This is a genomic window from Micromonospora sp. NPDC050276, assembly GCF_044459545.1.
Classification (GTDB): Bacteria; Actinomycetota; Actinomycetes; order Mycobacteriales; family Micromonosporaceae; genus Micromonospora.
The window spans coordinates 119,241-144,752 of record NZ_JBITJA010000014.1 but is presented as its reverse complement, the minus strand read 5'-3'; the positions used below and the strand labels follow the sequence as shown (position 1 = coordinate 144,752).

The following is a 25,512-nucleotide window of genomic DNA, read 5'->3' as shown; positions in this document are numbered from 1 at the left end:
GAGCGGACATCGGTTGAACCGGTTTCCTCCCGGGTGCATCGCCGGGCTCAGCTCCGGCTCCATCGTTGGTTGGCCGTGCCGGTGCAGTCCCAGATCTGGATGCGCGTGCCGTTGGCCGTGCCGTTGCCGACCGTGTCCAGGCACCGGCCCGAACCAACTCCGGTGATCGAGCCGTCGGTGTTGAGTCGCCACTTCTGGTTGGACTGGCCGTTGCAGTCCCAAATGATCACCGAGCTGCCGTTCGTGGTGCTGGCGCCGTTGACGTCGAGGCACTTGCCGCCGAAGACGCGCAGCTCCTGGGCGGCGGTCGAGGTCCAGCTCTGGTTGCTCTGGCCGTGACAGTCCCAGATGATCGCCGCCGTGCCGTTGGTCTGCGCGGCGCCGTTGACGTCGAGGCACCGTCCGGAGGACGTGCTGCGCAGGGCCGACGTGCCGCTCGGTGGCGGGGTGGTCGGTGGCGGGGTGGGTTCGGTGCTACCGAACTGGGTGAAGAACCTCCACACCTCGCCCTTGGTCCAGGTCCTGGCTCCGCTGTCGCCACCGCCGTCCACCGGGCCGGGGGTGTGCCCGCCGTCGAAGGCGGCCCACACCACCGGATAGCCGGACCGGCAGCCGGAGTAGGTGGTGGTGATGTGGGTCAGGCTGCCTGCCCTCGGCTCGGGCGGGCTCTGTGCGGTGCACCCGTTGTTCCGCACGAACGTGTCACGCAGGGACCGTCCGGCGGAGACGTTGAGCACCGGGTCCCCGATGCCATGGATTCCCATGTACGCGACCGGCTGGGTGCCACCGCTGCACCCGCTGAGCTGCCCGCCGGAGTAGACCGCGACAGCGCGGAAGACACCTGGCCGGGAACAGGCCAGCGAATAGCTCATGCCTCCGCCGTAACTGAAGCCGAGCGCGAAGCGCTGCGTGGTGTCGACACAGAGGTCCGCCTCGATCACCCTGATCATGTCGTCGACGAAGGTGACGTCCTGGCCGCTGGGGTTGGCCCAGCCGTTGCCGTTGCCCTGGGGGGCGACGAAGATGGTGCTGTTGTTCGCCTGCTGTCGCAGCCCGTAGTAGGACCAGGCTGCTCCGTCGGCCCCACCGCCGTCGACGTCGTTGGCGGTGCCGCCGTTCCAGTGGAATCCAAAGATCAACCGGTACGGGTGGCTCCTGTCGTAGTTGTCAGGAATCCTCAGGATGAAACTACGGTTCTGGCCGCCGCTCTGGATGGACCGTTGGCCGCTGGTCAAGGTGGGCGCCTTGCCGCACCCGGCGGTCGCTGCGGCCGCGCCGATGTTCGCGGCCGACGCGGTGGTGCTCAGACCACCGGCCAGTGCCGTCGCGCTCACGGTCACGACGGCGGCCGCCGCCGTCGCGAGAAGACCAAGGATGGGTCTACGTCCTGTCATGAAGGGGCTCCCGCCACTCGCCACGAATTGAAAGGGGGTCCACGGCAACCCGGGCGCCGCCAAGACGTGCCACTGCACATCACCCCGTCGACCAGGTTCGCCGCGGACGAACCCCAGAAGACGCGATGTGCCTGGCGCCCGGCCGGCTCATCGACCCAGGTTCCCGCTACTGGTCTCGCCGCCCACGCAGGACCAGTCGGTCGTCGAACCGATGGAGGCCACGCGGCGTGCCCGAACGCCACGCGACCGATCGCCGGATCGGTGCCGGAGCACCCGGCTCGGCGTCGAATCGATTCGCCCCGACGCTAGATCGCGCAGTGAAAGATGTCAATGCCGTGTCCGGCGCGCTGCGGCCCGGATGGCCCGATCAGGCCCCGGTCAGGCCCGGTCAGGCGTCCTTGAGATCGGCCGCGCCGAAGGAGACCGCGAACCGTTTGCACCAGATGGAGACGCTCCGGAAGTCGCGTGGATCGACCGACGCCGGTAGCTCGTACACCTGGTTGCCCTTGTTGCCCTTGAGCCTTGCCAGCTCGACCCACTTGCCGTCATCGAACACCCGCCAGCCGGCCGTGCCGCGCAGGACGGGCTGGTCGGTCAGCCACACCCGCAGGTCCGGGCCGTTCGACGTGTTGAGGTCTCGAATGACGAGCTGGTGGCGTCCGTCGGCGAGCCGGTGCATCTCGGCACTGCCGGTCGTTTGGTGCTCATGGGTGACGAACTCGCCGACGGTCAGGATCTCGTTCCCCGCCGGGGTGGATGCCGAGGCCGTGGGGGCCGGCGTCGTGATCGCCGGGGTCGGGGTCGGGGTCGCCGGGGTCGGGGCGGCCGATGTCGTCGCTACGTCGGGAAGCGCGTCGTCGACGTAGGTGTCGGTGAACAGCTTCCACGGCTGGAACCAGTAGAGGGCCAGCATCGCCACGACGACGGCGCAGGCGAGACCGGCCCGAACCACCGGCGATCGGAACATCCGTTTTCCCACCCCCGCAGCGTACGGCCACGGTCGTCGTCGAACGGGCCGCGAACCCTTTCGGAACTCTTACGACGACGTACCTGCCAGAGCCTGGTCGCAGGGGCAGGTCCCCTGGTCCGCCGGCAACATGTGCACCGCGTCGCCGAGCAGGAGGCGCAGGCGGTCGATGTTGCGGGCGAAGACCGTGAACACCTCCTGCTGGGTCACGCCGTGACCAACCTCGACGCCCGAGTCGAGGTCGGTCACCAGTGACAACGCGGTGTAACACAGCGCCAGTTCGCGGGCCAGCACCGCCTCGGGGTGGCCGGTCATCCCGACGACCGACCAACCCTGCCGGCCGTACCACTGTGACTCGGCGCGGGTGGAGAATCGGGGCCCTTCGATGACGACCATGGTTCCACCATCGACCGGTTGCCAACCCGCGGCGCGGGCGGAGTCGAGGACCGTGGCCCGTCCGACCGGACAGTAGGGGTCGGCGAAGGGCACATGGACGACCTGGGGGAGTTGCCCGTCCGTGCCTGGCTGCCCGTCGTAGTAGGTCTGCTCGCGGCCGCTGGTCCGGTCGACCAATTGGTCCGGTACGACGAGGGTTCCGGGGCCCAGATCCGGGCGCAGGCCGCCCACGGCGCCCGGTGCGAGGACCTGGCGGACGCCGATCGCTCGCAGCGCCCACAGGTTGGCCCGGTAGTTGATCCGGTGTGGGGGAAGGGTGTGCCGGCGTCCGTGGCGAGGCAGGAACGCCACCGGCCGTCCGGCGAGGCTCCCGACGGACAGCGAGTCGCTCGGTGGTCCGTACGGTGTGTCGAGGGTGACCTCGGCGACGTCGTCGAGAAACTCGTAGAAGCCGGATCCGCCGATCACGCCGATCGGCGCGCGATCGGTCGTGCTGATCTCTCCTGCTGACATGGGTACCCCTTGTGGGCGAAGAGTGGAGAACGCGTGGGGCGGGCTCAGGGACGGTCGGTTCGTCGGGCCGTGCCGCGCCGGTCGACAGCGGCGGCGACGACCAGGACGACCACGATCGCGGCCCAGACGACAACCAGCCCGACGGCGAGCCCCAGCGGGTAGTTGCGGTCCGGCAGGCCCGGGTTCGGAGGTGCCGAGGGTGGTCGCCACAGCAGGGGCACCGCGATCAGCAGCAACGTGGCGCTGGCCAGCAGGCCCGCACCGATCCAGGCCCGGCGCATCCGGTTCGTCACCAGGCGGGCCAGCACCAGCCCGACCAGGCCGACCAGCGGTGCCACCAGGACGTCGTGCAGCACCGGGCCGCCGATCAGCCATGGCAGGGTGGTGCCGAGCTGGGGGAGGAGCAGCCAACCGCCGTACGCCGTGGCCGCGGCGCCGAGCACGAGCAGGAGCAGTCGGACGGCTCTCACCGCAGTACCTCCAGCCGGGCCACCCACTTGGTCTGGAGGACTCCCGGCCGGCTCGGAGCGATGAGTCGGCAGGGGTAACCGTGGTCGGGCGACAGCTGCTCGCCATTGATCCGCAGGGCGAGCAGGGTCAGCGGGTCGCGGGCATGGACCGCCGGGAGTGTGCTGGCCGCGTACAGGCCGTCGGTCTCCAGTGAGGTGACCCGGACCGGTCGGCCGGTCGGTGCGCCGGCCCGTCGGAGCAGCTCGACGACGGGCACGCCGGTCCAGTGGGCCGAGGCGCTCCAGCCCTCGACGCAGGCGATGGGTAGCTCCGCCGTGCGTTGTGGCAGGGCCGCCAGGTCGGCCAGGGACAGAGTGTCCCGCCCGCCCGGCCAGACGATCTCCAGTCGCCAGTCCGCTGGAACCACGATGTGCGCGGCGGCAGCCGTACGGTTGATCGGTATGCCCTGCGGGCCGGACGCGGAACGCCACGCCAGCGGCGACACCCGACGGAGCCATGGCACGGTGACCCCGGCGGTGGCCAGCACGGCGATGCCGGCGACGCCCGCCGACGCACGCAGGAACGCGCGTCTCTCGAACGAGTCGCGATCGTCGCTCGCCGGTGCCGCAGCCTCCACCGCTCTCGCGTGCCGCAGTGGTGTGTTCAGCGCCGCGCGGGCGACCGGGAGCTTCACCGCGACGTGCAGCAGTATCGCGCCGGCCACCAGCCAGGCGACCGCGTAGTGCGCCGTCGGGAAGAAGAATCCCCACGGGTACGACTGGGCGACGTTGAACAAGCCCGTGACCAGTTCGAAGAAGGCGGCGCAGACCAGTACCAGGACGGAGATCCGCTCCAGGGTGTGAGCGGACAACCGGATCGGCTGGCGCACGGGCGGGCGGACGAACAGTCGGGGGTAGACGCTCCACAGTTTGGCCAGCAGCAACGGGATCGCCGCGACACCGGATAGCACGTGGAGGCCCTGGGTGATCTGGTAGAGGTTGACCGGCCGGGTCGGCCAGGTGAACCAGCCCGGCGGGTGCTGGATGTAGTGGCTGAGCAGTCCGGTGCCGAAGCACAGCCCGAACGCCACCCCGAGCCAGAGGCCGAGCCGGGCGGCGACCAGTGGTGAGTGCGAGGGCGCGGCGAAGTCCTCGGGGGCGGGGATACGTGGCCGGCGGATCATGAGCGCGCCAGCTCGGCGAACCAGCGCGGACCGAACCGGAAATGGTCGGCGACCCGCAGGTCGGCGGCGGCGGCGGTACGGGCCACCGCCTCCGCCCCGACCCGCGCCCATCGAAACGCCGGTCCCCGCAGTGCCCCTTCGCCGGACGATCCGGACAGGACGTACGCCTGTCCCTGCCACAGCCCGGCTCCCGGGGGTTCCACCTCGACCACCAGCGTTCCGTCGGCCGCGATCAGGGAGCCGCACCGGCGCAGCAGTCGGACCGGGTCGCCACCGATGCCGATGTTGCCGTCGACGAGCAGGGCATGAGCCCACCTCCCCTCGCCGGGAAGTGGTTCGAAGACGTCCCGCCGCAGGGCGACCACGCCTCGGCCCTGGGTCAGACGTACCGCCTCGGCGGAGATGTCCACCCCCAGTGCCACGAGCCCGCGCTGAGCGAGTGCCCGGGTCAGCCGGCCGGGGCCGCAGCCGAGATCGATGGTGGGCCCGGTGCAGCGGGCGGCGAGAGACTCGATTGCCGGCTCGGGCGGGCCGTGCCAGCGTCGGACCGGCAACAGGTCACGTCGTCCGTCGGTGTGCACCAGCCAATACTCGGGCTGGGCCTGCGGCGATTCGGCGACTGGCGTACCGAAGGCGTCATGGTCGGCGGGCCACCCGCCGAGGCCGCCCAGTACCACAGCGAAGCCGTCGAGACTGATGGTCGATGTCACCGGGGGTATCCGTTCACCAGTTGGCCGCCGACCGACGCGACGGCATCCGCGAACCGCGTGCCGGGTAGGTCGGCCGCGACCGCCAACGCCGTCGACCAGTCGTCGACATCCGGCTGGACGGGCAGGACCGCCGGGCGGATGCCGTGCTGGCGCAGAGCGGCGAGGGTACGGCTCCCGGTGTCGCCGGCCGACATGGGGACCTCGCGTAACGCGCGCGCGTACGTCGGATCGCGGAACCCGAGCGCCCACCAGCCGCCGTCGAGCGCCGGCCCGAACACCGCCTCGTGCTCGGCGAGCAATTCCAGCCCGGTGGTGAGCAGGGCCGGCCGGATCTGCGGCGTGTCCATGCCGATCTGCAGCACCGGAAGGCCCGGAAACGCCGCAGCCGCGTCGGCGTGAGCGTTGGCGAGGCGGTCGGCGAACGAGCCGCCGCGCTGCGGGAGGAGGTGCCAGCCCGCCAGCGCGGCGCTCAGCTCGGTGCTGTACTCGGCATCGGCGAACCTGCCGGTGTGGGCCAGCACGGGAATGGTCGACGCGGTGGCGCGTACCGCCGCGAGGGTGTCCAACAGCGACGCCGCCGCGATCCGGGCGGCCTGCCGGGGATCAGCGGGCGGGCAGAGGCGCGTCTTGGCCAGCCCCGGGACCGGTGCCTTCGCGACCAGGAGCAGGACATTCACCGGCCACCACCGACGTCGGCGCGCAGCACTCCAGCGAAGTCCCGGGTCGCCCGCAGCGTGCCCCGGACCGAACCGGAGACCTTCGAGCTGGTGCCGGCGGCCCGGGGCGCGTACGCGACGTCGAACTCGACAATCCGCCAGCCCGCCTCGGCCGCCCGGAGCAGTAGTTCCAGGGGATAGCCGAACGCGCGGTCGTTGACCCCGAGCCCCAGTAGCGCCGCCCGGCGGGCCACCCGGACCGGGCTGATGTCGTACACCGGCACACCGCGACGGCGCAGCAGCGCCGCGACCAGCGTGTTCCCGACGCGGGCATGCCACGGCCAGGCAGCTGCCGAGACCGGGCGACGCCGCCCCACGGCGAGATCAGCCCGACCGTCGGATACCGCCGCGACGAGCCCGGACAACTGGGCTGGGTCGAACGAGCCGTCCGCGTCGAGGACGCAGACCAGGTCCGCGTCCGCCGCCAGTAGGCCGGCGTGCACGGCCGCGCCGTACCCGCGTCTCGGCTCGTGGACGACCTGGGCCCCGTGCTCGGCCGCGATGACCGGCGAACCGTCCGTGGAGCCGTTGTCGACCACGATGGCGCGGTAGCCGGGTGGCAGCCCGCTCAGTACGGCAGGCAGTGCGGCCGCCTCGTCCAGACACGGCAGCACCACGTCGATCGTTGTGTGCATACCGGTGACGCTAGGCCCGTCACGGGCCGTCCAGACCGCTGTGTCTCCTTACGAATCGCTTACCCGGCAACGGATCTTACGACTCCCTGACGTCTCACCGCCTGATCGTCGAATCCCTGGTCGAGGCTCGTATCGTCGGCCGTCACCATGACCATGATGACCCGGCCGGGACGACCCCGGTCCGCCGACCTGATCGTCCTCGGCACCGAGGTGGCGCTGCTCGCCGTTGCCGTCGCCGTCGGCGCACTGCTCAACCATCAGGGCGTGCGGCTGCATGCTGACGCGGCGCCGCTCTATGCCAGTTGGCAGCCCCATCTGGGCCCCGGCACCCCTGCGGCGCTTCTCGTCGCTGCGCTGTTCGTCTGGCGGGGCACACGCTGGGGAACCGACACGTCGTGGCCGCGGCTGCTGGTCGTCGGCTATCTCGCCGCGGTGCTCTGGACGCTGTCGCTGGCCCTGGTGGACGGCTGGTCCGCCGGGTTGACCGAGCGGCTCACCGTGCAGGCCGAGTACCTGCACGAGGTGCCTCGGGTGACGGATGTCGGCAGCATGCTGTCGGGCTTCGCCGACCGGATCCTCGACTTCCAGCCCGATTCGTGGTCCACCCACACCGCCGGTCATCCACCGGGAGCGCTGCTGCTCTTCGTCTGGTTGGAGCGGATCGGTCTGGGCGGCGGGACCGCCGCCGGGCTCGCCTGTGTGTTGCTCGGAGCCACGGTCTCGGTGTCGGTTCCGGCGACGTTGCGGGCACTCGGCGCCGAGGACGCGGCCCGGGCGGTGTGGCCGTTCCTGGTGCTCTTCCCGGGGGCGGTCTGGGTGGGCGCGTCCGCGGACGGGATCTTCGCCGCGGTGGTCGCGGCCGGGCTGGCGCTGCTGGTGGTGGGTGGCCGACCATCGGCCGCGCTCGGCGGACTGCTGCTCGGCTTCGCGCTCTACCTGTCGTACGGGTTCGTCCTGGTCGGGTTGCTCGCGGTGACCGTGGTGTTGCTCCGGGCGCGGGACCGCATTGGCGTGCTCCTGGTCGCGGCGACGGCGGTCGCGGCCGTCGTCGCCGCGTTCACCCTCGCCGGCTTCTGGTGGCTGGACGGCTATCACCTGGTGGCGCGTCGTTACTACCAGGGCTGGGCGGCGGAACGTCCCTACGGATACTGGATCTGGGCGAATCTCGCCGCCCTGTTGCTCTCGGCCGGCCCGGCGGTCGGGCCGGCGCTGCGGCGGGCGGTGGCCGCCGTGCCGATCCGATCGCCGCAACCACCGCTCGCGGCTACCCTCCGACAGCGGATCGCCAGCGTCGGACCCACGGTGTGGCTGCCCATCGCGGCGACGGCGGCCGTGCTCGCGGCGGACCTCTCCGGGCTCAGCAAGGCCGAGGTGGAGCGGATCTGGCTACCGTTCGCCGTCTGGCTGCTGGTCGCTGCCGCGCACCTGCCCCACGGTCACCGACGGTGGTGGCTGGCGGCCCAGGCCACGACGGCGCTCGCCGTCAACCACCTACTGTGGACGGTGTCGTGACCGATGCCGGATCCCGCATCACCGCGGTGGTGAAGTCGGCGATGCCGGCGGCGAAGCCGACGCGGGCGGTGAACCCAAGCAGCCGGGTGGCGCGGGTCGGATCGGCCACGACATGCCGGACATCCGCCGCCCGCCCGCCCCCGACCGTGACCGGCGATGGCCCGCCCATCGCCGACGCCAGCTCGTGGGCCAACTCGCCGACGGTGTGCGGTTCACCCGAGCAGACGTTGACCGGGACCAGGGCATCCGGTGCCGGTGTCGTGAGGGCCAGCAGGTTGGCCGTGGCTACGTCGGCCACGTGCACGAAGTCGCGCCGTTGCCGGCCGTCCTCCAGGACCCGGGGCGGTCGTCCGGCCGCCAGGGCCGACCGGAAGATCGAGGCGACCCCCGAATACGGGGTGTCGCGCGGCATTCGCGGACCGTAGACGTTGTGGTAGCGCAGGGCCCAGACCGATCCACCGGTCTGCCGGGCCCAGGCGCCGGCCAGGTGTTCCTGGGCCAGCTTGGTGGCGGCGTACGTGCTGTGCGGCTCCAGCGGCGCGTCCTCGGGCACGAGGCCGGGGGAGAGTGGCTGGTCGCAGCGAGGGCAGGTCGGCTCGTACCGGCCCTCGGCCAGGTCGGCGGCCCGGCGGCCGGCAGGCCGGACGATTCCGTGGGTGGGGCAGTGGTAGCGGCCCTCGCCGTAGACCACCATCGAACTGGCCAGCACCAGACGGCGTACTCCGGTGGCGTGCATCGCCGCGAGGAGGGTGGCCGTGCCGAGGTCGTTGTGCGCGGCGTACCGGGGGGCGTCGGCCGGGTCGATGCCGTGGCCGACCATGGCTGCCTGATGGCAGACCGCGTCCACCCCGGCCAGTAGCCGGGTCAACAGCTCGCTGTCGCGTACGTCGCCGACCACGAGGTGGTGCCGCTCGGTCCAGGGCGGTGGTGCCGCACCGTGCGCCTCGGGCAGCAGCGCGTCCACCGCCACCACCTCGTGCCCGTGTTCGGTGAGCAGGTCGGCGACGTGCGAGCCGATGAATCCGGCCGCACCAGTGACAAGTATCCGCATTCCGGTCACCGTATGACCTCGCGTACGCCCGGGCGGGTTTCCGCACCCAGCCGTAAGAACCCCACAAGATTTGCTGGTGTGGGCGGACCCGGTGCCTGGCTACGCTGGGCCGATGGACATCTGGGGGAGACGTTGACGGGGCGGGACGGGGAAGGTTCGTGACACAGCACGTGCTGGTGGTCGACGACGATCAGACCGTGAGCGACGTCATTCGCCGTTACCTCGAGAACGACGGCTTCCGGGTGAGTCTCGCGGCGGACGGCGCGGCGGCACTGGCGGCGGTGCAGCGGGAGACACCACACCTGGTCGTGCTCGACCTGATGCTGCCCCGGATCAGCGGCCTCGAGGTGTGCCGGGCGCTGCGGGTGCGGCCGGACGGCGTACCGATCGTCATGTTGACCGCGCGCGGTGACGAGGCCGACCGGATTCTCGGGTTGCAGCTCGGCGCTGACGACTACCTGACCAAACCCTTCTCCCCCCGGGAACTGGTGCTGCGGGTCCGTTCGGTGCTCCGTCGCGCCGGCGGTGTCACGCCGCCCGAGCGACCGGAGGCGCTGACCGACGACGATCTGGTGGTGCACACGACCTCGCGAACCGCCCGCCTCGCCGGTGCCGATCTGGCGCTGACGTTGCGCGAATTCGACCTGCTCGTCCACCTCATGCGGCATCCGTCCCGGGTTTTCGGCCGGGCCGAACTGCTGGAGCAGGTCTGGGGCTGGAACTTCGGGGACCACTCGACCGTGACCGTGCACGTACGCCGACTACGGGAAAAGATTGAGGCGAACCCGGCCGATCCGCGACGGATCGTGACGGTCTGGGGCGTCGGCTACCGTTACGAGCCGGCCAATGCGTGACGTACTCCTGATCTTCGCGATCGCTCTCGGTGCGGCCCTCGGCATCGGGCTCACCGGCGCGGCGCTGCTCCGCGCGCTTCGACGCAGCTCGATCACCGTGCACCTCAGCGTGCTGCTCACCACCACGGTGGTCGCCGTCGCCGTCGGGGTGATGGCGGTCGCGGAGGCGATGTTCCTCTCCGCGCACGACCTTGAGGTGGTCCTGATCACTGTCGCGGCGGCGGCGGTGGTCAGCCTCGCCGTCGCCGGGCACTTCGGCCGTCGACTGGCCCGCGCTGCGGTCTGGCGCGACCAGGCCCGGGAGCGGGAACGGCAACTGGAGAAGGGCCGGCGCGACCTGGTCGCCTGGGTCTCCCACGACCTGCGTACCCCGCTCGCCGGGCTGCGGGCCATGGCGGAGGCGCTGGAGGACCGGGTGGTTCGTGATCCGGACACGGTCGACGAGTACCACCGACGGATCCGCCTGGAGACCGACCGGATGACCCGACTCGTCGACGACCTCTTCGAGCTGTCCCGGATCAACGCGGGAGCGCTGCGGTTGTCGTTGACGGCGGTACCGCTCGGAGAGGTGGTCTCGGACGCGCTGGCCAGTGCCACCCCGTTGGCCGACGCTCGCCGGATCAAGCTGATCGCCAGCGAGTCGGGCTGGCCGACGGTCGCCGCGAGCGAACCGGAGCTGGCCCGGGTCGTGGCCAACCTGCTGCTCAACGCGGTCCGCTACACCCCGGACGACGGCACGGTACGCATCGCAGCCGGCCGAGCGGAGGACCACGCCTGGCTGTCGGTAGCCGACACCTGCGGCGGCATCCCTCCGGCCGACCTTCCCCGGCTGTTCGACATCGCGTTCCGTGGTGAACCGGCCCGCACGCCCGGCCCCGGCGGCGGTGGGGCCTCCGGAGGGCTCGGCCTGGCCATCGTTCATGGCCTGGTGGAGGCGCATGGAGGTCGGGTCGAGGTGCGCAACACTCCCGACGGCTGCCAGTTCATGGTCCGACTGGCCACCGCCTGACGCCACGAACGCTGCGGTGTCGGTTGGCGTGGTGGACGCCGGGGAGCGACTCTGGTCGATCCCTTGACACTGGTCGATGCGATCGCTAACACTTGTCCGCAACGCGAACTTAACGAGCCGAACACATTGCGCCCGTAGCAGCGTGACGCGCCACCGGCCTCTTGTGCGGGCACGTCCACCCGTTGCCACAACCACCGAAAACCTGAGTCTGATCGCGATCCATTGTTAACGCTAACATTGATGATCTTCCGAGAGGGGTGCGGCCCGTGTTTGCACGGCGTACGACAGCGGCATCCCTGCCGGGAGCATCGACGATGCGGTCACCCGCCCTCCTCGTGCTCTCCGCCGTGACCGCTGCGGCCCTCCTGGTGGTGGCCGACGGATCGGCGCATGCCGCCACGCTGCCGACCGGCGCGGTTTCGCTGGAGGCGGTCAACCAGGCCGGGCGGTACGTGCGGCACATCGACTATCTCGGTCAGCTCGATCCGGTGACCTCCAGCAGATCGACCGGATGGAGTTCAACACCGGTGGCACCATCCGCCCCGTCGTACCGACCCCGTAGCTGACTCGGATGCCACTGCGCGAAGGAGAAAGACACATGTCGAGAGTCCTCTCCCGGCTCGGCGCGGTTGCGGTCGCCACGCTGCTGCTGTTCACCACCTGGTCGGCGGCGACGCCGAAGGAGGCCGCCGCACTCGACCCGACCGTCGGCTACCTGATGGCGCACTTCACCGGCGAGTCGTCGACCGACCAGCAGATCTACCTCGCCCACAGCACCGACGGCCTGCGCTGGACGGACCTCAACAACGGGGGACTCGTGCTGCGGTCCACCGTCGGCACCCGTGGCGTCCGCGACCCCGCCCTGGTCCGCTCACCCGGCGGCGACCGGTACTGGATCATCGCCACGGATCTGTGCATCGGCTGCGGCCAGGACTGGTCGACCGCGATCAACAACGGCAGCCGCAACCTCGTCGTGTGGGAGTCCACCGACCTGGTCAACTGGTCGGCACCGTGGCTGTTGAACGTCGCTGGCGCGATTCCGGACGGACGCAACGCTTGGGCGCCGGAGGCGATCTGGAACCCGACCACCGGTGACTACGTCCTCTACTGGGCGACGAACGTCCCGCTCAACGGGGTGACCAAGCACCGCATCTACTACGCGCGCACCGCGGACTTCCGCAGCGTCAGCACGCCGCAGGCCTACATCAACCGGCCGGGGAACCAGGAGATCATCGACACCCAGATCGTCGAGGTGCCGGCCGGGGTGGGCGCCTACCGCTACGTCCGGGCCTCCCGGGACGGCCAGATCGCCATCGAAGGCAGCAACTCCATCCTCGGCACCTGGACCAGCCTGGGAAACCTCTCCGGCATCGGGCTGACCGGGGCGCAGGTCGAAGGCCCGATGTGGATGAAGATGAACACCCGCAACGAGTGGGTGCTCTACCTTGACCAGTACTCCAGCGGGCGCGGCTACCTGCCGGTACTGACCACCAACCCGTCGAGCCTGGGCAGCTACCGGCTGCCGGCGGCTGGCTCGTACACCATGGGTGGCACCAAGAAGCGGCACGGGTCGATCCTCAACCTGACCGCGCCCGAACAGAGCCGCGTGCTCGCCCGTTGGCCCAATACCGCGATCAACCGGATCCAGTCGTACAACTTCCAGGACCGGTACGTGCGGCACTACGACTACGACGCCCGCATCGACCCGAATGTCAGCCCCGCCCAGGACGGCCAGTGGCGGCTGGTGCCCGGTCTGGTCGGCTCCGGCACGGTCTCCATCCAATCGGTCAACTACCCGGGCCACTACCTGCGCCACTACGGGTACGACTTCCGGCTGGAGGCCAACGACGGCACCGCCACGTTCGCCGCCGATGCCACCTTCCGGCAGGTCGCCGGCCTTGCCAACTCCTCGTGGACGTCGTTCCAGTCCTACAGCCACCCCGACCGCTACATCCGGCACTACAGCTACCTGCTCCGACTCGACCCGATCCCCGATACGCAGAGCCGTGCCGACGCCACCTTCCGCGTGACCAGCTGAAGCTGGTTCCTGTTCAAGGAGTTCCGACTGTGGCCCTACATCGACGGGCGTTGTCCGCCCTGCTGGCCGCGCTGACGGTGATGGTTGGTGTGGTCGTCGTCGTGTCGTCGCCGGTCACTGCCGCGACCAGCCAGTTTCGGGGTATGAACTGGGCCGTGTTGGGGGATAACTTCAGCACGGGTCCGTTGGTTGTGCAGGGTCTGAGTTTGTCGGACAGTAACGCGACGGTGCGGGTCAAGGCCAATGCCCTTTACGACGAGATGGCTTCCAGCATGGGGGTCAACACGGTGCGGTTGCCCATCAACACTCACACGGTGGGGACGGCGTGGTGGGAGGCGTACCGGGGTGCTATCGATGCGGCGACGGCCCGGGGGTTCAAGGTCATCCTCGCCTATTGGGAGGACGGCGCCGCGTCCGGCGGCAGGATTACGAATCTCGCCGCGTGGAATGCGATGTGGTCCACGGTGACGAACGCGTACGGTTCGAACAGCAATGTCTACTTCGAGCCGATGAACGAGCCGCACGGGTACAGCTCGGCGGAGTGGCGTAACGTCGCGGCGAACTGGCTCAGTTACCACTACTCGGCGGTGCCCGGCCGGGTGCTGATTGGCGGGACCGGTTTCAGCCAGGACCTGCGCGACATCTGCACGGACAGCCGTTTCGCCTCGACGTTGCTGTCCTTCCACTATTACGCCTTTTTCTATGGCGCGATGACCTACGACGCCTTCCGCAGTCACATTCAGACCCGCCTGGGCACCTGCGCCTCCCGGGCGGTCGCGACCGAGTTCGGTGCGCCCATGAACGATGGCCGTAACTACGCCGACGCGGGTAGCACCGACAACTTCGTGCGCTACATCCGCGCGATGGCCCAGGTCATGCGGGACAACCAGATGGGCGGCACCTACTGGCCTGCTCTCGGCGGCAAGCCGGGCAGCATCGGCTACGACTGGTATTCGATGTTCTCCCTCAGCGGCGGTGGCACCGACCTCAATTTGACCGTCCGCAACACCTCCGGCGCGGACCGGATCCGGTATGCGTGGGGCGACACCGTCGACGGTGGCCCGACGACGCCTCCGCCGTCGACGGGAACGTTCTATCGGGTCACCGCGCGGCACAGCGGTAAGGCCATGGACGTCCAGTCACCGAACACGGACAACGGCGCGCGTGTGGGCCAGTACACGTACGGCGGCAACGCGTGGCAGCAGTGGCAGTTCCAGGACGCCGGCTCCGGCTACTGGCGCATGGTCAGCCGGCACAGCGGTAAGTGCCTGGACGTGGTGAACGCCTCGACCGCCGACGGTGCCGACCTCGTCCAGTACACCTGCGGCAGCGGCACCAACCAGCAGTTCCAACTGGTCACCACCGGCAGCTACGTCCAGCTCCGGGCACGACACAGCAACAAATGCGTGGACGTACCGGCCGCGTCGACCGCGGACGGGGCGATCCTCAAGCAGTATCCGTGCAACACCGGTGCCAACCAGCAGTGGTCGCGCACGGCCGTCTGACGACCGGTCGAGGATCGGCGGGCCCGCTTCGCGCTACCCGAGCGCGGCTTCCCCGAGCGGCGTACGCCGATAGCGGATCTCGTGCCGGTGCCGTTCCCCGGCGACGAACCCGGCGTCGCGCAGCACCGACAGGTGCTCGGACACCGTTCCGGCAGCCAGCGCGTGCCGGTGGGCCAGCGTCGTCGTGCTGGCCGGCTCGTCGAGGCTGAGGAGCAGCGCTGCGCGGGTCCGGCCGATCAACCGGCCGAGAGCCGTGTGCCTGTCGGTGCGGAGGGGCTGCCAGAGCGTGCCGAGCCCTCGCGCGGGATAGATCACGGTCGGCTGCCACGGCGGGTCCACGATGACCACGACCTGATCCCACTTGAAGACGCTGGGCACCAGGGCGAGCCCTTCGCCGCACAGGTCCCGCTGCTCGTCGTCGCCGTACTCGCGGGTCAGCACGCCGTTGGTCCACCGCAGGCGTGGATGCAGCTCGGCGAACAGCCGGTCCAGGCCGCCTTCGGCGAGCCGTCGGCTCTGGAAGCCCACATCCGCGTCGAGCAGCTCGCGTACCTGCGGCCAGACGGGCTCGACCAGAGCCCGCCACGCCCGCTCCACCAGGGAGACCAGCAGGGGGAGAAGGATGGCCGGGTCGCCCAGGAGTAGCCGGCCGGTCGCCGACTCGGCCGCCCCCGGGGTGTCCGCCAGCGACCGTCGTACCTCCGCGCGGACCCGATCATGGTCGGTGGCCGCCACGGCCGCCAACTCGTCCTCGAATCGGGCGTGTGGGCTGGTCGGGGGCCGCGAGAGGAAGTCGGGAGTGTAGCCACGACGCGGTTGCAGCAGGGTGATCGGCCGCAGGTCCAGCTCCCGGGTGTCGAGGGTGTCGAGCCAGCGACGGTGCGGGCCGATGCCTTCACGCGGGGAGAGCAGGCGCACCGCGGCCAGTGTCTCGAGCAGGGGAGAGATGGCGAAGCGGCAGCGCAGCAGATCGGCTGAGCCGAACCGCATCGTGATCGCCATCCGGCCACCTCCAGGAACGAAGATTCGGCCTGGGCCGAATGACTGGCGGCCACGGTATCAGGACGCGCAGAGTGTCCCGATCTGTACACCCGAGCACGAGGAGAAGGACGATGACCCCGAACGCCGACTGGGAGCAGCGCAGCGCGGACCTGTGGGCGGCCTTCAACGCGGCACCCGAGGACTGGGACGCGGAGGATTTCCGCGCGCGGGTCGGTGCCCTCGCCGACGAGTTGGGGCCGGAACATCCGGTCGCGGCATTCGAGCGGGCCTGCGCCTGGGACTCGACCGGTCATTCTGACCGGGCGGTGCCGCTCTACCGCAGGGCGCTGGAGCTGGGCATCGACGGCATCCGCCGACGCCGCACAGTGATCCAGATGTCCAGCTCACTGCGGAACATCGGGCAGGCCGAGGAGAGCGTCCGGCTGCTGACCGAGGAGCGCGAGCGCGGCTCCGACGAACTCGACGACGCGCTCAGCGCGACGCTCGCGCTGGCGTTGACGAGCGTCGGCCGGGAGCGGGAAGCAGTCTCGATCGCCGTCGGGGCGCTCGCCAAGCACCTGCCGCGCTACCAGCGGTCGATGGCGAACTACGCCCGGCTCCTGGTCGAGCCCCACTGATCCGCCGGGTGGCGGCCATGGAACGGTCACCGGCTGGGGAGCAGTTGGCCGCGCTCAATCGACTCGCTGGGCCAGCACCTGCCCCGGCCAGGAGCCGGACAGGAAGGTGTCGGTCGGGGTGAACCCGTGGCGTTCGTAGAACGCCACCAACTCACCGCCGCCGCCCGCCCAGCAGTCGACCCGTAGCAGTCGTACGCCAGCTCGCCGGGTCTCCTCCACGGCGTGTGCCAGCAGGGCCGACCCGAGGTTCCGGCCGGCGAAACGTCGGTCGGAGACCAGGAGGCGGACGTACCGCTCGGGTTCTCCCGCAGGCGCGATCGGTGCCCGCGGATCGGGGCCGGAGTCCAACACCAGGGCCGCGGCCGGCGTCCCGTCGAACTCCGCGATGTACGGAAGGTTCTTGGTCATGTACCGATCGACCAGCTCGGGCCCTCCGGGTTTCTCGGAGAACGGCGTCGTGCCCCATTGCTCGGTGTTGCCGCGAGCGTTCATCCAGAGCACCGCGGAGTCGAGCATGGCCAGTACGGCGGACGCGTCGGCCGGGCCGCCGCGTCTGATCCGTATGCCGCGGGTGCTGTCCTCCATGCCGGAACTCTAATGACATGGTCGGGTGGTCTGTCATCCGCGGCGAGGGCTGCGGCACCGGAAGCTGTCATGACATCAGGGAAGCTGCCAAGTCGCGGCGGGTGAGGGCAGCACGACGCGACGACCGTTCACCGGACCGCCCTCGGCGGTCCTACCGGTGCCGTACTCCTTGGCGTGCTTCCGCACGAAGACCGTCGGCAGCCCGGTCAGCTGTGACATCACCGTGGCGAGCGGGATGCCGCCCATCTCCATCCCCGCCAGCACATCGCACTCCGGCAGCAGGGCGACCATCGCTTCGGCGACGTCGCGCAACAGGTCTGGTTGCCCTTCGAACAGGTACTTGTCGAAGTACTCCTCGCTCACCAAGCCGCGTTATCGCCCCTCAAGGGTGCTGCCGCGCTCCGTCGCCCCCCGAGGCCGGCCGGAGTCGGTGAGGTCGATGCGCCAGTCGTTGCTGCGCATCAGGGAGCCGCTACCCGGCGGATATTCGAAGTCGCAGGGGCCGAGAAGAGTGAAGCCGAGGCGGCGGCAGAGAGCGTTGGAAGGGGCGTTCTCGACTGAGGGGAACGCGTGCAGGCTGTGGGGTGCGTCGGTGTGGCGGGCAACCTCGCGGACGATGGCGATCAGGGCCGTGCCCGCTGCGGAGGCGATGCCTCGGCCCTGGTAGGGCGGTAGGACGTTCCAGCCGGTCTCGTAAATCTGCTCACCCTGCCAGTCACGCCGGTGGTACGCGATGCTGCCGGCCATCTCGTCACCAAGCAGCACGGCGAACATGCAGCCGCGGCCAGTTGCCGGCATGGCAAGGTATCGGCGGTGCCGGGCAAGCAGTTGTTCCTCCGGCTCGGGACCGCCGACGTGTCGACGCATCTGTGGAGTGTTGATCCGGCGCAGGAGGTCGAGCGCGGATTCCGACCAGGGCTCAAGACGAACGTCCATAGCGCGCAGCCTGGCAGGACTCGGAATCATCAAGCACCTCATTTCGGACGAGAAGATCAGGTGCACGCGCATGCCGCGATCAGTACGGCTGATCTTGGTGCTGACGTGCCGCTATCATCCCCGGCATGGCGACGCGGCTTGTTCAGGTCAACATGAAGGCTCGGGACGACTCCGCGCTGGGCGGTTTCTGGGCGGAGGCGCTCGGCTGGGATGTCTCCAGCGAGGGACCCGGCGTGACCAACCTCGAACCCGAGGGCTTCGTCTACCCCGACCCCGTCGCTGTCTGTCTCGACCTCGTCGTTTCCGCAGAACCCAAGACGGTGAAGAACCGGGTGCACCTCGATCTTGCCACCACGTCGACGGCCCATCAGGCGGAGCTGGTCACGCGCCTGACGGATCGTGGTGCGACGCCAGTCGACGTAGGTCAGGGCGACGTGCCATGGACAGTGCTGGCCGACCCAGAGGGCAACGAGTTCTGCGTGCTGGAACCCCGATCGATGTATCGAGACACCGGACCGATCGCCGCGGTGGTCGTCGACTGCGCGGATGCCCGAGCCATGGCCCGCTTCTGGGGCGAGGCCATGGACTGGACCGTGCACGAGGTGACCGACCGGAGGGCGATGCTGCGCTCCGCCAAGGGTGTCGGCCCTTATCTGGAGTTCATTCGCACACCCGATGTGAAGGTCGGGTGGAACCGCGCCCATCTCGACGTCCGCCCATACCCGGGTGACGACCTGGACGCCGAGGCGACCAGACTGCGGGCTCTCGGCGCCACCGCCGTCGACCTGGGCGGCAGCGATGTCCCGTGGAGAGTGCTCGCCGACCCGGAGGGCAACGAGTTCTGCCTCCTCACCCCAAGCTGAACGGCCGCCGGCCGTTGACCACTGACTGGAGGCGCGTGTCGAATGGCTCGTACCACGTTGTACCTGGTCCGTCATGGCGAGCAGGGTCCGGATTCAGCCGGAGGTCTGTCGCCCCTTGGCTGCGAGCAGGCAGATCAGTTGGGCAAGCGGCTGAGCGCGGTGTCCTTCTCGGCGATCCATCACAGCCCGGTCATCCGCGCGGCCCAGACCGCCGAGATTGCCGGTGGACACCTCGCACGGGTTTCTCGACATGCCTGCGACTTCGTGACGGATCGAACGCCGGCGCCATCGGCCGAGCGGCGCGGTCGGTACCCGGACCGGTGGCTGCCCTGGTTGGACGGCGTGCCCAGCGATGAGCGAGATGAGGACGCGGTCGCGCTGCGAGCCGCTGTCGACCATTTCGGTGTCACCGGCGAGCAGGACCGGAACGAGCTGCTGATCACCCACAACTTCGTGATCGGCTGGTTCGTCCGGCACGTCCTTGACGCGCCCGAATGGCGGTGGATCGGCCTCAACCACGCCAACTGCGCAATCACCATCGTGCGGTGGGATTCCGATCGTCCGCCGACCCTGGTCAGCTTCAACGACACCGGGCACCTGTAACCCAACCATGGTCCCGCGGGCGGGGTACGTGGGCGCTCTCGCGACCAGCACCAGGTCTGACCACAACGGTGTCGTCGCGATGTTCTCCATCCGGAACTGACCGCTCGTCCTCCACTCAGCCGTCCGGGGTGAAGAGTCCTTGGATGCCGACGACGATCGCGATGAGACCGAAGATCGCAAGCAACAGACGCACGCCCGTCGCCCCATCCGACTGGTCGTCGCGCGGGGCGGGGCGTCCGGTCAGTCGGCCCCACAGCAAGGCGAGCCCGACACCGATCCCCACCACCTCGAAATGAAACACCCGGGGCCCGGACACCAGATGGACGATGAGGTAGTAGCCGCCGGTCACGAGCGCCACGAGGCCGACCACCCATGCGATCGGGGCCGCCCGACCGGCGAGGCGGCCCAGGTCGTCGCCGACCCGTGGCAGCAGCCGCAGCACAGCGACGGCGAGCAGAAAGCCACCAACGATGTTCGCGAGGTCGAGCAGCAAAGCCATGATCACGATTGGTCTCCGTCTATCGGCTGATCGGCCGGTGGGAGCGTACCCACGGGACCGGTCAGCTGAAACGGCTTGGGTCGCGCGGCCGGCGACGAGGTCGTCGGACATCAACGCCGCGTCCCGGTCATGCGAGAAGCCGTACTCGTTCAGCTCGCTCAATGACGGGTACGGTTTCGGTGATCGACAAGGATGGGTGTGTCGGCGGCACGTCGCCGCGGGCGGGAGCGGCCGTCCCGATGGCGACAGACCACGCGGAAGGGAGCAGGGGTGACGCAGCGGAGAGCATTGGTGGTTCGGGGCGGCTGGGAGGGGCACCAGCCGGTCAAGGCGACGGAGCTGTTCATTCCCTTCCTCGAACGCAGTGGCTATGCCGTTCGGGTGGAGGAGTCGACAGAGGTCTACGCCGATGCCGCTGAGATGGCCGAGACCGACCTCGTCGTGCAGTGCATGACGATGTCGCAGATCACCGCGGACCAGGTGGCGGGCCTCAGCGCGGCGGTCATCGCCGGTACGGGCTTCACCGGCTGGCACGGCGGCATCGTGGACTCGTTCCGGGCGTCATCCGAGTACCTGCATCTGGTGGGCGGCCAGTTCGCGACCCATCCGGGCAAGGAGCCGGGTGAGCGCCACGGTGGCGCGGAGGACAACTTTCTGCCGCACACGGTGCGCATCACCGATCTCGGCCGGGCGCATCCGATCACCGCGGACATCGAGGACTTCGACCTGGTCACCGAACAGTACTGGGTGCTGCACGACGACCTGATCGACGTACTGGCCGTCACCACCCACCCCACGCAGGCATGGCATCCGTGGCACCGGCCGGTCACCTCGCCGGCGATCTGGACCCGACTCTGGGGTGCCGGGCGCGTCGTCGTGACGACCCCGGGGCACAGCCTCGACGTGCTGGAGCACCCGAGCGTTCGTACCGTCATCGAGAGGGGGATGGTGTGGGCGACCCGCACCGCGTCGGCGTCGTAGGGCTCGGGGTCATCTCCCGCGCGTACCTGGACACACTCGCGAACCACCCCGCCCTGAGCATCGCCGCGGTGGCCGACCTGGACGCGTCCCGGTCAGCGGCGGTCGCGGCCACGATCCCCGGTGCCGAGGCGTTGAGCGTCGAGCGTCTGCTCGCCCGCCCAGACGTGCAGACGGTGCTCAACCTGACCATCCCGGCCGCGCACGCCGACATCTCACTCGGCGCCATCGACGCGGGCAGGAGCGTCTACGTCGAGAAGCCACTCGCCGTGACGTTTTCGGACGGCCGCTCGATTCTCGAACGGGCCGCAACCGCTGGCGTCCGCGTGGGGTGCGCTCCGGACACCGTCCTGGGCACGGGTACGCAGACGGCGCGGGCGGCGATCGACGATGGGCTCATCGGACGCCCGATGTCCGCGTCGGCGGTCATGGTCACTCCAGGGCACGAACGCTGGCATCCCAACCCCGACTTCTACTACGCCCCGGGTGGCGGCCCGTTGCTGGACATGGGGCCGTACTACATCTCGGCGCTCATCCACCTGCTCGGGCCGGTGCACGCGGTGAGTGGCGCCGCCAGCCGCCTGCGCGCCGAGCGGGTCATCGGCTCGGGCCCGCGCGCCGGACAGCGCATCCCGGTGGAGGTGGACACCCACGTGACCGGCGTGCTGGAGCACACCAGCGGTGCCCTCTCCACCCTCACCACGAGCTTCGACGGCGTCGCGACGACGGCCGCACCGATCGAGGTGCACGGGGAGACCGGCACGCTCGCCGTACCCGATCCGAACAACTTCGACGGGACGGCCCGCCTGTTCGCGCTCGGCGGCACCGAATGGCACGCTCTCGAACCACGGGCGGGCTACGCCGAGGCCTCCCGAGGCATCGGTCTGATCGACCTGGTCACGGCCGACGATCGGCGTCCGCCGCGCGCCAGCGGCGACCTGGCGCTGCACGTACTCGAAACGATGACCGCCCTGCTCCGGTCGGCGGCCGACGGTAAGCGGATCGAGCTGACGACGGTGGTGCAACGGCCCGCGCCGGTTCCGCTCACTGCGGCCGAGGCCTGGAAGGCGTAGGTCTGCGCGATGAATCCCCTTCGCCAGCTCACGATCGACCAGCTCCGGCAGCGGACGAGCCTCAAGTGGCGGGAGTACCCCGTTGACGTGCTGCCGCTCTGGGTGGCCGAGATGGACGTGCCGTTGGCCGAGCCGGTCGCGCGGGCGATCACCGAGGCCGTCGCGCGTGGCGACACCGGCTACCCCGCCGGTACGGCGTATCCGCAGGCGGTGGCGGAGTTCGCCCGGCGGCGGTGGGGTTGGCCCGGGCTGGTCGTGGAGCGCACCGCGCTGGTGCCCGACGTGATGCGCGGCGTCGTCGAGGCGCTGCGCCTGGTCACCGAGCCGGGGGACGCGGTGGTCGTCAACTGCCCGGTCTACCCGCCGTTCTACGGGGTCGTGGCGCACGCCGGCCGCCGGATCGTGGAGGCGCCGCTCGGCGCGGACCTGCGGATCGACCTCGGCACGCTGGAGGAGGCGTTCCGGCAGGCTCGGGCCGGTGGGCGGCCGGCGGCGTACCTGCTGTGCAGCCCCCACAACCCGACCGGCGTGGTGCATACCGCGGACGAGTTGACCGCCGTCGCCGGGCTGGCCGAGCGGCACGGGGTGCGGGTGGTCGCCGACGAGATCCACGCGCCGGTCATGGTTGGGGGAGCGCGGTTCGTGCCGTACCTCTCGGTGCCCGGCGCGGAGAACGGCCTGTCGCTGATGTCCGCCTCCAAGGGATGGAACCTGGCTGGCCTACGCGGCGGGCTCCTGGTCGCCGGGCCGGCCGCGGCCGGGGACGTCGCCCGCGTCCCGTTCGACGTCAGCGTCAGCACCAGCCACCTCGGCGTGATCGCCCACACGGCGGCCTTCCGCGACGGCGGCGAGTGGCTGGACGCCTTGTTGACCGGCCTGGACGACAACCGTCGGCTCCTCGCCGCGCTGCTCGCCGAGCACCTGCCGGGCATCCGCTACCAACCCGGGCAGGCCACCTATCTCGCCTGGCTCGACTGCCGCGCCCTGGGCCTCGGCGACGACCCGGCCGCCGTGTTCCTCGACCGCGGCCGCGTGGCGCTCAACCCCGGTACGACGTTCGGCACCGGTGGCGGCGGGCACGTCCGGCTCAATCTGGCCACCGCGCCAGAGGTGATCACCGAGGCGGTCCGGCGGATGGCCACCGCCGTGGCGTGACAGGCCACGGCGGCGTGGCGCTGGGGGTCGACGTCGCCCGCCGCTACGCGCTGTTCGCCCTGCGACCGGTGGCGGAAGCCTCGACGGTCTGACGCGCGCCGTGGACGGTGACCCCGGTCAGCCGGATGCTCCCCAGCGCCTCGGGGACATGCGGGTCGGTGGCGAGGATGCCGTCGTGGACGTCGAGGCCGAGCATGGTTCGGAGGAACAGCAGGGGTGCTCCGCTGGCCCAGGCTTGGGGGTTGCAGGCGGTGGGGTACGGCACGGGTCGGCGGCCGAGCGAGCGGTCGTACCCGGAGATGGCCTCGGGTAGCCGGTAATCGAAGTGGGAGGCGGCCTCCAACATCGCCATCGCGATGCGATTCGCCGCGTCGTGATGACCGTACCGGGCGAGTCCGGCGGCGATGATCGAATTGTCGTGCGGCCACACCGTGCCGAGGTGGTAGCCGATGGGGTTGTACCCCACCTCCGCGGTGGACAGGGTCCGCACGCCCCAGCCGCTGAACATCTGGTCGGACATCAACTGCCGGGCCACCGCGGCGGCACGGTCGGGCGGGACGATGCCGCTCCACAGCAGATGGCCCATGTTCGAGGTCATCGAGTCGATGGGGCGCTTGTCGGCGTCGAGCCCGATCGCGTAGTAGCCGCCGCGCTCGGGCAGCCAGTAGTCGCGGTTGAACCGCTCGCGCAGCTCGGCGGCCTCCGTCCGCAGACGTCGCGCCAGTGCGGGGTCGGCCCAGGGTCCGTCGGCGAGTTGCGCGGCGCGGAGCTTCGCGTCATAGGTGTAGCCCTGGATCTCACAGGTGGCGACCGGCAGCGAAGGGAGTCTGCTGTCGGCGAATTGGACACCGTCCGGTGAGTCGCGCCAGCAGTGGTTGCGCATACCTTCGGGAGATCGCGTGGCGTACTCGACGTAGCCGTCGCCGTCGCGGTCTCCGAAGTTGTCGATCCACCGCAGAGCCGCGTCGGCGTTCGGACGCAACCGCTGGATCAACGCGTCGTCGCCCGTCCACCGCCAGTACTCGGAGAGCAGAATGAGCCACAGTTGGGTGGTGTCGGCCGCCCCGAAGCACGGGCCGTACGGCATGATGCCGAGCTGCGTCAGCTCACCGGACCGGAACTCGTGCAGTATCTTTCCCGGCTCCTCGTCGCTGAAGTCGTCAACGATGCTGCCCTGGTGGGCGGCGAGCGTGACGAGCGCCCCTCGGGCGACGTCGGGCCCGCACGTGACGCTCTGGTAGGCGGTGATCAACGTGTCCCGTCCGAAGACCGCCAGGAACCAGGGCATGCCGGCGGCCAGCAGGACGACCTGCTCGCCTCGGATCTCCTTGGCGATCCGCATCGACACGAGATCGCTGGCCGACTTGTGGTACACGCTCTCGAGCAGTGCTGATTCGGCGCTCAGGTGCGGTTTGTTCGCCCTCCACCGCCACGTCGCGTCGTCGGCGCCGGGGTCGTGCTCCTCGCCGAAGCTGCGGCTGGCCGGCTGGTATTCCGTGCCCCGACAGTTCAGCAACACCCGCAGCTCGCAACCCCAGGTCTGACCTCGCCCCAGGTGTACGTCCCAGACCAGTGCGTCGCCCTCGACCCGATCGGCGCGCGGCTCGGCCTCGACGGTCGTGACGGCCGACCAGTGCGAGTTCTGGTAGGAGAAACGCAGGGCGGAGCCGTCCGATCGGTGGGTCCGCCGGATGTCGGTCAGCCTGCTCCGACCCGCGCCCTTGATCTCGAAGAGGTCGGCGAAATCCGCGCCGACGTCCAAGCGCAGCCGCACGGAGACCGGCTCGGTGCCGAAGTATTGCACCGTGATCCGCTCGTACATTCCGTCTCCGACGAACCGTTCCCGCCGCACGCCGATCCGGTTCGCCGCCAGGCCGTCGACCTCAGGGTTCGCGAGAAAGAAGGCCGCCGAGTACGGATCGACGGTGTTCGCGCTGAGGACAAGGGGTGCGCTCCCGTCGAGGGTCATCTCCCAACGACTGAGGTAGCGGGTGTCGTCGTGTACCAGACCGGCGATGGAGTCCGTTGGCACGTTTCCGGTTGGATCGGACAACATGAAGGTTCGGCCCTCAAAGATGCCGACAGCATCCGATCCCAATTCCGGCGGCATGTCGCGGTTGGCGCCACCGTGAGTTTTGTCGGATTGTTGGGTTGTCGACGAAGACCCGGACGGTGTCGACCGAGATTGCATGGCGCTCTCCCCCCGGTTGGCGGGGTAGAAACCCCGCCGTGCACCGCAGTCTAGGACTCGAAAAGATGACCTCGCTG

The 25,512-nt window shown here is 69.9% G+C and carries 27 protein-coding genes; 12 read left to right on the top strand and 15 right to left on the bottom strand.

The window, feature by feature from the left end:
• Window positions 1-47 precede the first annotated feature (47 nt).
• The 8 genes from ACIBF8_RS26390 to ACIBF8_RS26355 all read right to left on the bottom strand — a co-directional run bounded on the left by ACIBF8_RS26390 (window position 48) and on the right by ACIBF8_RS26355 (window position 6,964).
• On the bottom strand, window positions 48-1,394 hold the full coding sequence (locus tag ACIBF8_RS26390; RefSeq protein WP_396786462.1) for a ricin-type beta-trefoil lectin domain protein: 1,347 nt from the start codon (window positions 1,392-1,394) through the stop codon (window positions 48-50).
• Between the two features lie 388 nt (window positions 1,395-1,782).
• On the bottom strand, window positions 1,783-2,373 hold the full coding sequence (locus ACIBF8_RS26385) for a DM13 domain-containing protein (RefSeq protein WP_396786460.1): 591 nt from the start codon (window positions 2,371-2,373) through the stop codon (window positions 1,783-1,785).
• A 57-nt stretch (window positions 2,374-2,430) separates the two neighbouring features.
• Entirely contained in the window at window positions 2,431-3,270 is an 840-nt protein-coding gene (locus ACIBF8_RS26380) for an S-methyl-5'-thioadenosine phosphorylase (protein ID WP_396786459.1), read from the bottom strand.
• 44 nt (window positions 3,271-3,314) lie between these two features.
• Window positions 3,315-3,740 carry a hypothetical protein gene (locus ACIBF8_RS26375; RefSeq protein WP_396786457.1) on the bottom strand — a complete coding sequence of 142 codons (426 nt, stop codon included), beginning with the start codon at window positions 3,738-3,740 and terminating at the stop codon, window positions 3,315-3,317.
• Window positions 3,737-4,903, bottom strand: a complete 1,167-nt coding sequence (locus tag ACIBF8_RS26370) for a molybdopterin-dependent oxidoreductase (protein WP_396786456.1) — start codon at window positions 4,901-4,903, stop codon at window positions 3,737-3,739. Before ACIBF8_RS26370 ends, ACIBF8_RS26375 begins: the two co-directional genes overlap by 4 nt.
• Window positions 4,900-5,613, bottom strand: a complete 714-nt coding sequence (locus ACIBF8_RS26365) for a methyltransferase domain-containing protein (RefSeq protein WP_396786455.1) — start codon at window positions 5,611-5,613, stop codon at window positions 4,900-4,902. The genes ACIBF8_RS26370 and ACIBF8_RS26365 overlap by 4 nt, the downstream gene beginning before the upstream one ends.
• Window positions 5,610-6,290 carry a DUF2064 domain-containing protein gene (locus tag ACIBF8_RS26360; RefSeq protein ID WP_396786453.1) on the bottom strand — a complete coding sequence of 227 codons (681 nt, stop codon included), beginning with the start codon at window positions 6,288-6,290 and terminating at the stop codon, window positions 5,610-5,612. The genes ACIBF8_RS26365 and ACIBF8_RS26360 overlap by 4 nt, the downstream gene beginning before the upstream one ends.
• Window positions 6,287-6,964, bottom strand: a complete 678-nt coding sequence (locus tag ACIBF8_RS26355) for a glycosyltransferase family 2 protein (protein ID WP_396786452.1) — start codon at window positions 6,962-6,964, stop codon at window positions 6,287-6,289. The genes ACIBF8_RS26360 and ACIBF8_RS26355 overlap by 4 nt, the downstream gene beginning before the upstream one ends.
• A 147-nt stretch (window positions 6,965-7,111) precedes the next feature.
• Here ACIBF8_RS26355 and ACIBF8_RS26350 point away from each other — a divergent pair, with 147 nt between their 5' ends.
• Window positions 7,112-8,476 carry a hypothetical protein gene (locus tag ACIBF8_RS26350; RefSeq protein ID WP_396786451.1) on the top strand — a complete coding sequence of 455 codons (1,365 nt, stop codon included), beginning with the start codon at window positions 7,112-7,114 and terminating at the stop codon, window positions 8,474-8,476.
• Here ACIBF8_RS26350 and ACIBF8_RS26345 read toward each other — a convergent pair.
• Window positions 8,448-9,527, bottom strand: a complete 1,080-nt coding sequence (locus ACIBF8_RS26345; RefSeq protein ID WP_396786449.1) for an NAD-dependent epimerase/dehydratase family protein — start codon at window positions 9,525-9,527, stop codon at window positions 8,448-8,450. The two genes, ACIBF8_RS26350 and ACIBF8_RS26345, sit on opposite strands and share 29 nt — an antisense overlap.
• A gap of 158 nt (window positions 9,528-9,685) precedes the next feature.
• Between ACIBF8_RS26345 and ACIBF8_RS26340 the strand changes: the two genes are divergently transcribed.
• The 5 genes from ACIBF8_RS26340 to ACIBF8_RS26320 all read left to right on the top strand — a co-directional run bounded on the left by ACIBF8_RS26340 (window position 9,686) and on the right by ACIBF8_RS26320 (window position 14,933).
• Window positions 9,686-10,381 carry a response regulator transcription factor gene (locus tag ACIBF8_RS26340; RefSeq protein ID WP_396786447.1) on the top strand — a complete coding sequence of 232 codons (696 nt, stop codon included), beginning with the start codon at window positions 9,686-9,688 and terminating at the stop codon, window positions 10,379-10,381.
• Window positions 10,374-11,390, top strand: coding sequence for a sensor histidine kinase (locus ACIBF8_RS26335; RefSeq protein WP_396786445.1), 1,017 nt, complete (start codon window positions 10,374-10,376; stop codon window positions 11,388-11,390). Before ACIBF8_RS26340 ends, ACIBF8_RS26335 begins: the two co-directional genes overlap by 8 nt.
• Window positions 11,391-11,704: 314 nt before the next feature.
• Complete coding sequence (locus ACIBF8_RS26330; RefSeq protein WP_396786443.1) at window positions 11,705-11,956, top strand: hypothetical protein; 252 nt, start codon at window positions 11,705-11,707, stop codon at window positions 11,954-11,956.
• Between the two features lie 32 nt (window positions 11,957-11,988).
• Window positions 11,989-13,428 (top strand): glycoside hydrolase family 43 protein, encoded by a 1,440-nt coding sequence (locus ACIBF8_RS26325; RefSeq protein WP_396786441.1) that lies wholly within the window; start codon window positions 11,989-11,991, stop codon window positions 13,426-13,428.
• 29 nt (window positions 13,429-13,457) lie between these two features.
• Window positions 13,458-14,933 carry an RICIN domain-containing protein gene (locus tag ACIBF8_RS26320; RefSeq protein ID WP_396786439.1) on the top strand — a complete coding sequence of 492 codons (1,476 nt, stop codon included), beginning with the start codon at window positions 13,458-13,460 and terminating at the stop codon, window positions 14,931-14,933.
• 33 nt (window positions 14,934-14,966) lie between these two features.
• Here the strand turns inward: ACIBF8_RS26320 and ACIBF8_RS26315 are convergent, their stop codons facing one another.
• Window positions 14,967-15,935, bottom strand: a complete 969-nt coding sequence (locus tag ACIBF8_RS26315; RefSeq protein WP_396786437.1) for a DUF5937 family protein — start codon at window positions 15,933-15,935, stop codon at window positions 14,967-14,969.
• Between the two features lie 110 nt (window positions 15,936-16,045).
• Between ACIBF8_RS26315 and ACIBF8_RS26310 the strand changes: the two genes are divergently transcribed.
• Window positions 16,046-16,552, top strand: a complete 507-nt coding sequence (locus ACIBF8_RS26310; RefSeq protein ID WP_396786436.1) for a tetratricopeptide repeat protein — start codon at window positions 16,046-16,048, stop codon at window positions 16,550-16,552.
• A gap of 54 nt (window positions 16,553-16,606) precedes the next feature.
• On the opposite strand, the gene ACIBF8_RS26305 is transcribed toward ACIBF8_RS26310, so the two are convergent.
• From ACIBF8_RS26305 to ACIBF8_RS26295, 3 genes are all read right to left on the bottom strand, one after another.
• Complete coding sequence (locus tag ACIBF8_RS26305) at window positions 16,607-17,137, bottom strand: GNAT family N-acetyltransferase (protein ID WP_396786434.1); 531 nt, start codon at window positions 17,135-17,137, stop codon at window positions 16,607-16,609.
• A 75-nt stretch (window positions 17,138-17,212) separates the two neighbouring features.
• A complete protein-coding gene (locus ACIBF8_RS26300; protein ID WP_396786433.1) occupies window positions 17,213-17,500 on the bottom strand; it encodes an orotate phosphoribosyltransferase in 288 nt (95 codons plus the stop codon).
• Between the two features lie 9 nt (window positions 17,501-17,509).
• On the bottom strand, window positions 17,510-18,073 hold the full coding sequence (locus ACIBF8_RS26295; RefSeq protein ID WP_396786431.1) for a GNAT family N-acetyltransferase: 564 nt from the start codon (window positions 18,071-18,073) through the stop codon (window positions 17,510-17,512).
• A 125-nt stretch (window positions 18,074-18,198) separates the two neighbouring features.
• Between ACIBF8_RS26295 and ACIBF8_RS26290 the strand changes: the two genes are divergently transcribed.
• Window positions 18,199-18,936, top strand: a complete 738-nt coding sequence (locus ACIBF8_RS26290; RefSeq protein ID WP_396786430.1) for a VOC family protein — start codon at window positions 18,199-18,201, stop codon at window positions 18,934-18,936.
• A 42-nt stretch (window positions 18,937-18,978) separates the two neighbouring features.
• On the top strand, window positions 18,979-19,539 hold the full coding sequence (locus tag ACIBF8_RS26285; protein WP_396786429.1) for a histidine phosphatase family protein: 561 nt from the start codon (window positions 18,979-18,981) through the stop codon (window positions 19,537-19,539).
• A 115-nt stretch (window positions 19,540-19,654) separates the two neighbouring features.
• On the opposite strand, the gene ACIBF8_RS26280 is transcribed toward ACIBF8_RS26285, so the two are convergent.
• Window positions 19,655-20,200 carry a hypothetical protein gene (locus tag ACIBF8_RS26280; protein WP_396786428.1) on the bottom strand — a complete coding sequence of 182 codons (546 nt, stop codon included), beginning with the start codon at window positions 20,198-20,200 and terminating at the stop codon, window positions 19,655-19,657.
• A 108-nt stretch (window positions 20,201-20,308) separates the two neighbouring features.
• Here ACIBF8_RS26280 and ACIBF8_RS26275 point away from each other — a divergent pair, with 108 nt between their 5' ends.
• From ACIBF8_RS26275 to ACIBF8_RS26265, 3 genes are read left to right on the top strand one after another with little or no spacing between them, the layout of a single operon-like run.
• A complete protein-coding gene (locus tag ACIBF8_RS26275; protein ID WP_396786426.1) occupies window positions 20,309-21,019 on the top strand; it encodes a ThuA domain-containing protein in 711 nt (236 codons plus the stop codon).
• Window positions 20,989-22,089 (top strand): Gfo/Idh/MocA family protein, encoded by a 1,101-nt coding sequence (locus ACIBF8_RS26270; protein WP_396786425.1) that lies wholly within the window; start codon window positions 20,989-20,991, stop codon window positions 22,087-22,089. The genes ACIBF8_RS26275 and ACIBF8_RS26270 overlap by 31 nt, the downstream gene beginning before the upstream one ends.
• 9 nt (window positions 22,090-22,098) lie before the next feature.
• Window positions 22,099-23,244: a MalY/PatB family protein gene (locus ACIBF8_RS26265; protein ID WP_396786424.1), complete on the top strand. Its 1,146-nt coding sequence runs from the start codon at window positions 22,099-22,101 to the stop codon at window positions 23,242-23,244.
• Window positions 23,245-23,287: 43 nt separating this feature from the next.
• Here ACIBF8_RS26265 and ACIBF8_RS26260 read toward each other — a convergent pair whose 3' ends face one another.
• Window positions 23,288-25,354: a glycogen debranching N-terminal domain-containing protein gene (locus ACIBF8_RS26260; RefSeq protein ID WP_396786423.1), complete on the bottom strand. Its 2,067-nt coding sequence runs from the start codon at window positions 25,352-25,354 to the stop codon at window positions 23,288-23,290.
• Window positions 25,355-25,512: the final 158 nt, after the last annotated feature.